General features: G+C 67.5%; 10 protein-coding genes and 2 tRNA genes. 10 read left to right on the top strand and 2 right to left on the bottom strand.

Annotation, left to right across the window (positions count from 1 at the left end; all coding sequences use genetic code 11):
* The first annotated feature begins 71 nt into the window (after positions 1-71).
* The 3 genes from B1818_RS18385 (at position 72) to B1818_RS18375 (ending at position 2,330) form a co-directional block, all read left to right on the top strand.
* A tRNA-Arg gene (locus B1818_RS18385) sits at positions 72-145 on the top strand.
* A gap of 110 nt (positions 146-255) precedes the next feature.
* On the top strand, positions 256-618 hold the full coding sequence (locus B1818_RS18380; RefSeq protein ID WP_058250023.1) for a hypothetical protein: 363 nt from the start codon (positions 256-258) through the stop codon (positions 616-618).
* A complete protein-coding gene (locus B1818_RS18375) occupies positions 618-2,330 on the top strand; it encodes an alpha/beta hydrolase (RefSeq protein ID WP_058250022.1) in 1,713 nt (570 codons plus the stop codon). Before B1818_RS18380 ends, B1818_RS18375 begins: the two co-directional genes overlap by 1 nt.
* A gap of 145 nt (positions 2,331-2,475) precedes the next feature.
* On the opposite strand, the gene B1818_RS18370 is transcribed toward B1818_RS18375, so the two are convergent.
* Positions 2,476-3,795: a uracil-xanthine permease family protein gene (locus tag B1818_RS18370; protein ID WP_068972489.1), complete on the bottom strand. Its 1,320-nt coding sequence runs from the start codon at positions 3,793-3,795 to the stop codon at positions 2,476-2,478.
* A 138-nt stretch (positions 3,796-3,933) separates the two neighbouring features.
* Between B1818_RS18370 and B1818_RS18365 the strand changes: the two genes are divergently transcribed.
* The 3 genes from B1818_RS18365 to cmrA all read left to right on the top strand — a co-directional run bounded on the left by B1818_RS18365 (position 3,934) and on the right by cmrA (position 7,467).
* Positions 3,934-4,482 (top strand): PadR family transcriptional regulator, encoded by a 549-nt coding sequence (locus B1818_RS18365; RefSeq protein WP_058250020.1) that lies wholly within the window; start codon positions 3,934-3,936, stop codon positions 4,480-4,482.
* 73 nt (positions 4,483-4,555) lie between these two features.
* Complete coding sequence (locus B1818_RS18360; protein WP_078113603.1) at positions 4,556-6,619, top strand: NADPH-dependent 2,4-dienoyl-CoA reductase; 2,064 nt, start codon at positions 4,556-4,558, stop codon at positions 6,617-6,619.
* Between the two features lie 41 nt (positions 6,620-6,660).
* Complete coding sequence (cmrA, locus tag B1818_RS18355; RefSeq protein ID WP_058250019.1) at positions 6,661-7,467, top strand: mycolate reductase; 807 nt, start codon at positions 6,661-6,663, stop codon at positions 7,465-7,467.
* Positions 7,468-7,486: 19 nt separating this feature from the next.
* Here cmrA and B1818_RS18350 read toward each other — a convergent pair whose 3' ends face one another.
* Positions 7,487-9,037, bottom strand: coding sequence for a helicase HerA-like domain-containing protein (locus B1818_RS18350; RefSeq protein WP_078113580.1), 1,551 nt, complete (start codon positions 9,035-9,037; stop codon positions 7,487-7,489).
* A 68-nt stretch (positions 9,038-9,105) separates the two neighbouring features.
* Between B1818_RS18350 and orn the strand changes: the two genes are divergently transcribed.
* The 4 genes from orn (at position 9,106) to B1818_RS18330 (ending at position 11,696) form a co-directional block, all read left to right on the top strand.
* Positions 9,106-9,705 (top strand): oligoribonuclease, encoded by a 600-nt coding sequence (orn, locus tag B1818_RS18345; RefSeq protein ID WP_078113579.1) that lies wholly within the window; start codon positions 9,106-9,108, stop codon positions 9,703-9,705.
* A 102-nt stretch (positions 9,706-9,807) separates the two neighbouring features.
* Positions 9,808-9,880 (top strand) — tRNA-His (locus B1818_RS18340).
* Between the two features lie 160 nt (positions 9,881-10,040).
* Complete coding sequence (locus tag B1818_RS18335; RefSeq protein ID WP_010841666.1) at positions 10,041-10,385, top strand: YciI family protein; 345 nt, start codon at positions 10,041-10,043, stop codon at positions 10,383-10,385.
* A gap of 3 nt (positions 10,386-10,388) precedes the next feature.
* On the top strand, positions 10,389-11,696 hold the full coding sequence (locus B1818_RS18330; RefSeq protein WP_078113577.1) for an RNA polymerase sigma factor: 1,308 nt from the start codon (positions 10,389-10,391) through the stop codon (positions 11,694-11,696).
* The last annotated feature ends 219 nt before the right edge of the window (positions 11,697-11,915 follow it).

The following is an 11,915-nucleotide window of genomic DNA, read 5'->3' as shown; positions in this document are numbered from 1 at the left end:
GGCATAGCGATGACGGTGTCGTAGACTCTCTCTGCCCGGCCGCTCGTGCGCCACGTCACGCTCGCCGGTCAGCCTCCGTAGCTCAGGTGGATAGAGCAAGGGCCTTCTAATCCCTAGGTCGCAGGTTCGAGTCCTGCCGGGGGCACGTCATGTGCCTGTCGCCGACCGCTCGAAGTGGATCGGGAACCGTTCGGGGCACGCCGTGCGTCATAGTCCTGCCCCACACCTCGGTGGGTCGCGACTCCCTGGAGGATCATGACGCTCCCCCGCTCTCTGTCCGGTTTTCCGCCCCTCTCATCTGGTCGACGAGACCAGAAGGGTTCAGAAGCATCGCTGTTCGGTGTCGATCCCGCCGAGGTCGAGGGCATCGCGCGCACCTGGCGGGCCGCCGCGATCGCGATCCACGCCGCGGATGTCGAGGCCGTCGGAGCGGCGCTCGGACCCTCGAGTCGCGTCGTGCGTGCCCTCGCCGCCACGATCGGACCCGCACGGCTGGCGGTGGACTCCATCGGTGAACGCCTGATGACGATGAGCCAGATGCTGCGAGCGTTCGACGCGACGACGGCAGACGCCGACGCGCGGTCGGGCACCCGGTTCCGCTCGCTTCGGAACCGCTGATGCGACCCACCCTCTCGCAGTTGCGCGCGTGGGATCCGCAGTCGATCGCCGCCGCCGGGTCCGCTGCCTCGACGCTCGCCGAGCGCATCGACACCGGCATCGGTCGGGCGGTGCGTGCCTTCGACGACGCCTCGGGGTGGTCGGGCGGCACGCACGATGCTGCGCACCAAGCCATCTGGGCGGAACACGATCATGCCGGCGAGGTCCGCAACGTGGTGCAGATGATCGCCGACGAGGCCACCGATGCCGCCGCCGACCTCGGCTACGCCCGCGACTTCGCACTTGGTGTCGTCCGGGGCGCCGAGGGGCTGGGCTTCACCGTCTTCGACGACGGCGAGGTGACACATCCACAGCACGAATTCGACGGTCAGGCCGCCCTTCTCGCGGAATCCATCGCCGAGGCTCTCGACACCGTCGACGCCCTCGACGAGCGCTACGGTGCACGACTCGAGACCTTCGCGGCCGACCTCGCGTCGATGACGGCGGGTCAACCCGACGTCACACTGCCCGGGGGCGCCGAGATGGACGCGGATCAGGCCGTCCGCATGCTGGAGACGCTCACGCCGACCCAGGTCCGCGACATCATCCAACAGATGGATGCCGACGACGTCCGACGCCTGATGCAGGCGAACCCACACGTCGTCGGGAACCTACCGGGCGTCCCGTTCGCGATCCGCGCCCAGGCCAACGAGATCAACATCCGCAACGCGCTTCTCGACGAGATGGCGGCCGGTCGCGGGCACGGCCGAAGAGCTCGGACCCTGCGCGGACTCCTCGAGCCCAGCCCCGACCCGATCGCCGACGAGACACCCCGCGGCGACGACGGACTCGTCGAGCGGACCTTCATCACCTTCGTCAACACCCCGCGCGGACGCCTGGTCGAGATGATCGGATCGTTGCGGCCCGGTACCCCGAACACGGCGACCTACGTGCCCGGGACCGGCACGAACCTCGACACCGTGGTCGGCCACAACCGCACGGCCGCAGCCGAACTCGCGGCACGCACCGGCGGCCCGGTGTTCCTCTACCTCGACGGCGACCTCCCGCCCGACCTCCGCTCGGCGGCGAGTCCGAGCTTTGCCGCGGCCATGGCGCACCGCCTGGAGCTGTTCGGTCGTGAACTCGACGCCGAGATCGCGCATCTCGCACCCGGCGCGACCACCACCTACATCGGCCACAGCTACGGCGGGTCGGTCGTGGGCTCGGCCGAACAACTCGGTTTGTCCCCCGACCGCGTCATCTACGCGTCGTCGGCGGGCACCGGCATCTACGACACCCCGCATCCCGACGGCGTGGATCGATACTCGCTGACCTTCCCGGGCGACCCGATCCACTACGTCCAGTCCTTTCCCGGAAACCCCCATGGCCATGACCCCGACACCGCGCCCGGCGTGATCAGGCTCGACACCGGCACAGTCGACCTCGACGAGCGCACATTCGACGCAGATCGACGCAGGGTCGACGGTGGTCTGGTCACCCACGGTGCCTATTGGAACGACCCGGAATCCACGGCCTTCCAGAACATGGTGAAGGTCATCGTCGGCGCCGAACCCGACCTCTACGTCCCTCGCAAGCCCGACGTCGCCGAACTCCCGCCACCGGTCGGCGCACCCGCTCCCCTGTGGTGGCTCTATCTGTTCAACGATCGCGCCGACGGGGACATCGACCTGCCGGGGCCGATTCCCGACATCCCGCTACGGCTGCCGTGGTGAGCCGCGACTCGAACACACGCCAGGCTTTCGAGTAGTCGTCTGTTTTATCCCGGTCCCCTCGCGACCGTCCACCTGCGAACCTCAACTCGACTCCTGGACCTCGATCGAAGTCGATCAGTCGAGTTGGGGTTCGTCGGTCGGACACCTATGCGTCGCCGTGGTGAGTGCCCGTCCGGCCGACATCCACCGTCCCCCGCCACCCGCCGATGAGGCGCATGGAGTGATAGATGACCAGTGCCGCGACCGAGCCCAGCGAGATGCCGGCGAACACGAGGTCGCCGACCTGCCAGGTGTAGTCGGCGATGCCGATGATGAGCGGGATCGCCGCGGTGAACTGATTGATCGGTTTGGAGAAATCGACCTTGTTCGCCACCCAGATCTGGACGCCGATGACACCGACCAGACCGTAGAGCGCGGTCGTGACACCGCCGAGCACGCCAGGCGGGATCGCGGCGATCACGGCGCCGACCTTGGGCGACAGTCCGAGCAGGATCGCCGCGCCGCCGGCCACCCAATAGGCTGCTGTCGAGTACACCTTGGTCGCCGACATCACGCCGATGTTCTCGGCGTAGGTCGTCGTGGCCGACCCGCCGCCGCTGCCGGCCAGCATGGTGGCCACTCCGTCCGCGGCCAGCGCCCGACCCATGGTCGCGTCGTAGTCCTTCCCGGTCATCATCGCGACCGACTTCACGTGGCCGATGTTCTCGACGACGAGCACCAGCACCACGGGGAGGAACAACGGCAGGACACCCAGGTCGAACGTGGGCGTCTGGAAGTCGGGCAGTCCGATCCAGGCGGCGTCGCCGATGGCGGAGGTGTCGATGTAGTCGTTGTCGCTGTCGATCCGGTCGAGGATCAGCGCGAGGACATAGCCGGCCACGACGCTCAAGAAGATCGCCAGGCGACCGAGCAGCCCGCGGAACAGCACCGCGGATGCCACCAGCAGCACCAGCACGATCGTCGCCAGGACGGGATCGGCGACGAAGTTGTTCTTGGCCGCCGGCGCCAGATTGAGCCCGATCAAGGCGACGATCGCGCCGGTCACGACGGGTGGCATCAGGGTCTCGATCCACCGAACACCCGCGAAATGGCTGATGAGCCCGATGACGACGAGCAGTGCGCCGACCGCCACGAGTCCCCCGAGCGCCGACGACGCCCCGTCGGAGGCGACGGCGGCCGTCACCGGCGCGATGATGGCGAAACTCGAACCCAGGTAACTGGGCAGGCGGTTGCGGGTGATCAGCAGGAACAGGATCGTGCCGACGCCGGAGAAGAACAGCGTCGTCGACGGTGGGAATCCGGTCAGCACCGGGACGAGGAAGGTCGCGCCGAACATGGCGACCACGTGCTGCAGGCCGATGCTGACCGTCCGCGGCCAGGTCAGCCGTTCCTCCGGTGCCACGACCGCGTTGTCGGTCAGCTTCCAGGACAGCAGATTCCGAGACCTCGTCTCCGGTTCACCCATGCCGAACAGTGTGCGGCACGGATGCTGACGACGCCTCACTTCGGGTCCTCCTGGGTCGGCGTCGCCGCCGCCCGATATGCAACTCGACTCATATACACCTTGTTGCATAGTGCGTTGTTGCAGTGGTAGCTTGCTCTCATGGCGCTCGAACACGCGATTCTGGTGTCGCTGGCCGAGCGACCGGGAACGGGCTATGAGATCGGTCAACAATTCGACCGCAGCATTGGCTACTTCTGGTCAGCCACGCACCAGCAGATCTACCGGACGCTGAAGAAGCTCCTCGACGACGAACTGGTCAGCGTCGAGTCGATCAGTCAGGACGGCCGTCCGGACAAGAAGGTCTACACGATCTCCGATGCCGGGCGCGACGCCCTGGCCGACTGGGCGATGAGTCCGACCCCACTGCAACCGCTCCGCAGCGACATCGGCGTGAAGCTGCGGGCCGCGGAGTTCGGCGACCTCGCCGCCATCATCGGCGAACTCAAGGCCCACCGCGACGAGCACCTCGCGCAACTGAAGCTCTACACCGGCTTCCAGGCCGACTACTACCCCGATCCCGACACGCTCACCGGCCGCAAGCTGCACCAGTACCTCGTCCTCCGCGGCGGCATCCGCCAGGAGCAGGGATACATCGAATGGTGCGACGAGGTCATCCACGGACTCGAACGGGAATTGACCGAGAGCTGAGTTAGCCAGTCCCGCAACACCTTCGATACCGCCAATCCGTCCACCCAGGTTCACCGAGATGAAAGGTCGCGCCATGTCAGCCCCGACGGCACAACCGAACCAGCACTATCCGCACCTGTTCACGCCCCTGCAGATCGGCGGCATGACCATCGAGAACCGACTGGTCATGGGTTCGATGCACACCGGTCTCGAGGACCGGTTCTGGGACACCGACAAGCTGGCCGCGTACTTCGCCGAACGCGCCAAAGGCGGTGCGGGACTGATCATCACCGGCGGCTTCGGCACCAGCCGGACGGGTTTGCTCGCCTTCGCCGGCGGCAAGATGACCAACGTCGTCGACATGACCCGCCACAAGCGCGTGACCAAGGCCGTGCACGACGAGGGCGGCAAGATCGCGATGCAGCTGATCCACGCCGGCCGCTACGGATACACGCCGTTCAAGGTCGCTCCCGGCACCGATCCGTCGCCGATCCACCCCTTCAAGCATCTGAAGATGACCGAGCCGATCATCCGCCACGTCATCAGGTCGTTCGGGCAGTCCGCCAAGCTGGCACGCAAGGCCGGCTACGACGCCATCGAGATCATGGGCGGCGAGGGCTACCTCATCAACCAGTTCCTCTGCCCCCACACCAACGACCGCACCGACAAATGGGGCGGCAACACCGAGAACCGCCAGCGTTTCCTGGTCGAGGTCATCAAGGAGATCCGCCGTCAGGTCCCCCGCGACTACCCGGTGATCCTGCGTCAGTCGATCGCCGACCTGATCCGCAAGGGACAGACCTGGGACGAGGTCGCGCTGATGGCTCGCAAGGCCGAGCAGTACGGCGTCGACGCCATCAACACCGACATCGGCTGGCACGAGGCCCAGGTTCCCACCATCGTCACCTCGGTGCCGCGCGGCGCGTTCGTGAAGTTCACCGAACGGCTCCGCGACGAGGTCTCGATCCCGCTGATCGCGGCCAACCGCATCAACACCCCGGAACTCGGCGAGGAGATCCTCGCGAACGGACGCGTCGACGCCATCCAGATGGCCCGGCCGTTCCTCGCCGATCCCCACCTGGCGAACAAGGCCCGCGAGGGTCGCTCCGACGAGATCAACACCTGCATCGGCTGCAACCAGGCCTGCCTCGACCACGCCTTCGTCGGCAAACACGTGTCGTGCCTGGTGAACCCGATCGCGGGACGCGAGACCACGCTCATCCTGGGTCCGACACGAAAGGCCAAGCGCCTCGCCGTGATCGGCGCGGGCCCGGCCGGCCTGTCGGCCGCCGTCGCCGGCGCCAAGCGAGGCCACAAGGTCACCCTGTTCGAGGGCGGCGACTCCATCGGCGGCCAGTTCTCCATCGCCGCACGCATTCCCGGCAAGGAGGAGTTCAGCGAGACGATCCGCTACTTCACCCGTCAGATCGAGGTGCTCGGTATCGAGGTCCGGCTGAACACCCGCGCCGACGCCGAGCAGATCATCGCCGAGAAGTTCGACGACGTGATCGTCGCGACGGGTGTAGTGCCGCGCATCCCGACGTTCCCCGGCGTCGACCACCCGATGGCGATGTCGTACGCCGACGCCGTGCTCGGACATCGGGAGATCGGCAAGCGTGTGGCCGTGATCGGTGCCGGCGGCATCGGTTTCGACGTCAGCGAGTTCCTCACCACCGACGAGTCGCCGACGGTGAATCTCAAAGAGTGGGAACAGGAATGGGGCGTGACGGAGGATCCGGAGAAGCCCGGCTTCGTCACCAAGCCGCGGCCGCTTCCGCCGGTGCGTCAGGTCTACCTGGTCCAGCGCAAGGTCGGTAAGCAGGGCAAGTCCCTCGGCAAGACCACCGGATGGGTCCATCGCGCGACGATGAAGATGAAGGGCGTCGAACAGATCAGCGGCGCGTCGTACGACAAGATCGACGACCAGGGCCTGCATCTGAGCTTCCGCGACGACGAGGGCAACGTCACCGACACCCGCGTGCTCGAGGTCGACAACGTGGTGATCTGCGCGGGCCAGGAGTCGGTACGCGATCTGGTCGATCCGTTGACGCTGGCCGGGGTCACGACGCATGTGATCGGCGGGGCCGATTACGCCGGCGAGCTCGACGCCAAGCGCGCGATCCGGCAGGGCACCGAGGTCGCCGCCGGCATCGACTGACGCTCGGTCTCGGCGCGAGAGGCGGCGGCTACCATTGCGACATGCCGGTACCGCCGCCCTCCGCCACCGCCCGTGCCGTCGTCACCGGGGCCTCGTCCGGAATCGGACGGGAACTCGCACGCGCGCTGGCCGCCCGGGGTCATTCGGTCATCCTCGTCGCCCGCCGGGGCGACCTTCTCGAGGAACTCGCCGGCGAACTCCGCACGGCACACGAGGTCTCGGTCGAGGTCCGCGCGGTCGACCTGTCAGACCCGACGAAGGTGGAAGTGCTCGCCGCCGAGTTCGCCGGCCGCGACATCTCGATCCTCTGCAACAACGCGGGCATCGCGACCTTCGGACCGGTCGCCGACCTCGACGCCGACTACGAACGCGCGCAGGTCCGCCTCAACGTCAACGCGGTCCACGACCTCACCCTGGCGGTGCTCCCGCAGATGGTCAGGCGCGGCTCGGGCGGCATCCTGATGGTCGGGTCAGCCGCCGGAAACATGCCGATTCCCAACAACGCGACGTACGCGGCATCGAAAGCCTTCGTGAACAGCTTCAGCGAGTCCCTGCGCGGCGAGGTGTCCGGGCAGGGCGTGCACGTCACCCTGCTCGCGCCCGGCCCGGTGCGCACGCACACTCCCACCCCGGACGAGGCGTCCATCGTCGACAAGGTCGTCCCGGACTTCCTGTGGCACTCCTCGGCCAAGGTCGCCGAAATGAGTCTGGACGCGTTGGCGCACAACAAGATGCGCGTCGTGCCCGGCACCCTGTCCAAGGCGATGTCGGTGGCCGGCGGGTACACACCGCGCGGGGTGGTGGCCCCGATCGTCGGCGGCTTCTACCGCAAGTTCAGCGCAGAGTAGGAGTCGTCTAGACCGCCGTTCAGCGCCGGCGGCGACGCCCCGTGCCGAAGATCGCGCGACTGAACTCACGTCCGGCTGCGCTGGCCGCCGATCGCAGGAAACTCTGCATCGGCTTGCTCGTGAGCACCTCGGTCAGCAGCCCCGGCTCCTCCGGCATCGGCTCCGGGGCCGGCGTCGGCGGCACGGGTGCCGGTGCGTCGGCGGGCTCCCCCGGTGCGAGGGTGTTGGCGGCCAGGATCTCGTACGCCGACTCGCGGTCGATGGGCGTGCCGTACTTCGCGTACAACGGCCCGGCTTTCGCCGCCGAGGTGACGGCGTCGGCGCCGATGGCCTCCATCGCCGACCGGGGCGCTCGGACCACCGTCCACGCGACCGGGGTCGGCGCACCGCGCTCGGACAGCACGGTCACGACCGCCTCGCCCGTACCGAGAGAGGTCAGCACCTGCTCGAGGTCGTAGACCTCCGACACGGGGTAGGTCTTGACCGTCGTACGCAGCGCCTTCTGGTCGTCGGGGGTGAAGGCCCGCAGCGCGTGCTGGATCCGGGCACCCAGCTGGGACAACACTTCTTTCGGGATGTCCGTCGGCAGCTGGGAGCAGAAGAACACGCCGACGCCCTTCGACCGGATCAGTTTCACCGTCTGGACGACCTGGTCCACAAAGGCTTTCGACGCGTCGTCGAACAGCAGATGCGATTCGTCGAAGATGAAGACCAGCTTCGGTTTGTCGAGGTCGCCCACCTCCGGCAGGAACTCGAACAGATCGGCCAGAATCCACATGAGGAAGGTCGAGAAGAGCGCGGGGCGGGCCGCCTGGGTACCGAGCTCGAACAACGTGATGATGCCGCGTCCGTCGGGCGCCGTCCGGATGAGGTCGGCGGGATCGATCTCGGGTTCGCCGAAGAACGTGTCACCGCCGTCGGCCTCGAGATTCGACAGCGCCCGCAGGATCACGCCGGCGGTCTGCCGCGACACCCCGCCGATCCCCTTCAGTTCGGCCTTGCCCTCGTCGCTGGTGAGGAAGGCGATGACCGACCGCAGATCCTTCAGATCGAGAAGCGGCAAGGCCTTCTTGTCCGCCCAGTGGAAGATGAGGCCCAGCGTCGACTCCTGGGTGGCGTTGAGCCCCAACACCTTACTGAGCAGGATCGGCCCGAACGAGGTGATGGTCGCACGGATCGGTACCCCGATTCCCTCCGAACCCAGCGAGACGAACTCGACCGGGTGCGCTGCCGGTTGCCAGTCGTCGCCGGTCTGGTGGGAGCGTTCGGCGATCTTGTCGTTGCCCACGCCCGCTCGGCTGAGTCCGGACAGGTCGCCCTTGATGTCGGCCATGACGACAGGAACGCCGTTGCTCGACAGTTGCTCGGCGATGAGCTGCAGCGTCTTGGTCTTTCCCGTCCCGGTCGCGCCGGCGACGAGACCGTGCCGGTTCATCATCGACAGCGGGATTCGGACCTTCGCCGCGGGATCCACCTGCCCCGCCACCGAGACGGCGCCCAGTTCGAGTGCGGCGGTGCTGAACGCGTATCCGGCGGCGATGTGCTGCGCCGGACTGGAGGCTTCGGTCACAAGCACACGATAGACCTCGGGGGCCGATGTCCCACGGATTCGCGCGCGAGGTTGGCTAAGGTTGTCGGGTGCAGGACAAACTGGTGTGGATCGACTGCGAGATGACCGGACTCCGACTCGAGTCGGACAAACTCATCGAGATCGCGGCCCTGGTGACCGACGGCGACCTCAACATCCTCGGCGACGGTGTCGATGTCGTGATCCACGCCGACGACGAGGCGCTGGCGTCGATGCCCGACGTGGTGACCAAGATGCATGCGGCCTCGGGTCTCACCGAGGAGGTGCGGGCGTCCACCGTCACCCTCGCCGAAGCCGAGAAGCTGGTGCTCGACTACATCCGCAAGCATGTGACCACCGCCGGCGCGGTCCCCCTCGCGGGCAACTCGATCGGTACCGACCGTGGATTCATCACGCGGGACATGCCCGAACTCGACGCCTACCTGCACTACCGCATGGTCGACGTCAGCTCGATCAAGGAATTGTGCCGGCGCTGGTACCCCAAGGTCTATTTCGGCCAGCCCGAGAAGGGGCTCGCGCACCGGGCCCTCGCGGACATCCGCGAGTCGATCCGGGAACTCCGCTACTACCGCGCCGCGGCGTTCGTGCCCGCCCCCGGCCCGGACACCGATGCCCTCGCCGAGATCGTCAAGGACCTCGGCCCCGCCTGAACACGCAGGTCGGGTAACCGATTGGAGTTCTGCGGCACCGACCCGCTAGAGTGTTGATGGCTCTGAGACCCGGCGCTGACGCCCAGGTTTCCGACGCCGATGGTGGATGTAGTTCAGTTGGTAGAGCACCAGGTTGTGATCCTGGCTGTCGCGGGTTCGAGTCCCGTCATCCACCCCGACGAAGCCCCGTCTGCGATCCGCAGGCGGGGCTTTTTGGTGCTGCGGTCTCTTCCCCGGCTTGCTGTCGATATCCGGAATCGCCGTACGTCACCATGGTGTCGGACCGATCCGGTTCGGCATCATGGCCACATCAGTCGGCCGAGACTGGAGGAACGATGAAGTACGCATTGCTGCTCATGGGACATGTCAACGATCCGGCCTGTGGTGAGGACGGTGGCGCCAGCCCCGAAGAGTTCTTCGCCTTCGACGAGGAGATCACCAAGGCCGGTGTCGTCGTCAACTCCTTCGCGCTGGAGGACGAGCGCGCGGTGGTGCACACCGACGACAGCGGCGAGCGGGTGGTCGCGTCGTCCGGGCCGTTCGCCGAGGTGCGGGAGTTCGTCGGCGGGGTGTACGTCATCGACGTCGCGAACGTCGACGAGGCGATCGAGTGGGCCCGCCGCAGCCCCGGTTCGGCGCCCGGCGGCCATGTCGAGATCCGGCCGCTCGCACCGTACTGAGCGATGACGAACAATTCACACCGTTCGGCGGCCACGAATTCCGCAGGGTCCGTGGCCCGCCGGGCGGTGTCGGCCGTCGATCGCGACGTCCGTTCCCGTGTACTCGCCACGCTCACGAAGAAGTTCGGCGATCTCGACCTCGCGGAGGACGCGTTGCAGGACGCGATCGCGCAGGCCCTGATCACCTGGTCGCGTACCGGAGTCCCGGATTCACCGGAGGCATGGCTGACGACGACGGCCAAACGCAAGGCGCTCGACGTGGTGCGGCGTGAATCCGTCCTCGCCGGGAAACTGGCCCGCCTGCACACCGAGAGCGAACGTGCCTCCACCCCTGCGGAGTTCAGAGACCCGGCCGAGGCGCCGCCACCGGGGTTGCCGGACGAACGCCTCGGCATGTTCTTCGCCTGCGCCCATCCCGTGCTACGCGCCGAGGATCGAGTCGCGCTCACCCTCCGGTTCGTCGCCGGGCTGACCACCGCGGAGGTCGCGCATGCGCTGCTGATCCCGGTACCGACGACCCAGCAGCGAATCGTGCGCGCCAAGAAGCGAATTGGCGCGCTGGGTGTTCCGTTCGCGCCGCCGCGCGACGGCGATCTCCCGCGTCGGCTCGGCGGGGTCCTGCGAGTCATCTACCTGCTGTTCTCCGAGGGGTTCGCGCGCTCGACCGGGGACGCGCACATCCGCGACGATCTCACCGGCGAGGCCGTCGCCCTCGCGCGCACCCTGCGCGCACTGCTCCCCAACGCCGAGACGACCGGACTGCTCGCCCTTCTGTTGCTCACCCAGTCCCGCCGGCCGGCTCGACTCGACTCCGACGGCCGACCGGTTCCGCTGGATGACCAGGATCGCCGGCTCTGGGACCGGGCGCTCGTCGCCGAGGGCGTCGCGCTCGCGGAACACGCTGCGGCACAAGCAGACGCCGGTCTGTACACGATCCAGGCGGCGATCGCGGCCGTGCACGCCGAGGCCGCCACCGCGGACGAGACCGACTGGACCCAGATCGCCGTCCTGTACCGACTACTCGAAGTGCACGATCCCGGACCCGTGGTGCGCGTCGGTCGCGCAGTCGCCGTCGGACGCGCGTACGGCCCAGCGCGCGGTATCGCGATGCTCGATCGATTGCAGCCGGACACACAACTCGACCGGTTCCGGCCCTTTCACATCGCCCGTGCCCTCACGCTGAGCGAACTGGGCGACGACCGCAGTGCGGCCGACGCGTACCGCCGCGCACTCGACCTGCCCGGCAACGAGGCCGAGGACGACTATCTGGCCGACGCACTGGCCGGACTCCAGTCGGGCACGCAGATGTAGTGCGTCGTTGCTCCTGGCGCAACGAAGAGCTACATCTGGCCCGTCGTTTCGGGGTCGCACCCGACCGGGGACCTTCGTCCCCGAAAGTCCCCGAAGCCGGGCGCATGGGCATGCCTCGCAGTAACGTTCACCACATGCCTTCCTACTGGGTCATGCCTGCCGTTGCCCTGATCTCGTGCATCATCATCGGGATCGGGTTCATCATCGGGATCCCGGGCG

This window comes from Gordonia sp. IITR100 (assembly GCF_002009645.1).
Taxonomy (GTDB): domain Bacteria; phylum Actinomycetota; class Actinomycetes; order Mycobacteriales; family Mycobacteriaceae; genus Gordonia; species Gordonia hongkongensis.
The sequence above is the reverse complement of the archived record's forward strand: the minus strand, read 5'-3'. Positions and strand labels throughout refer to the sequence as shown.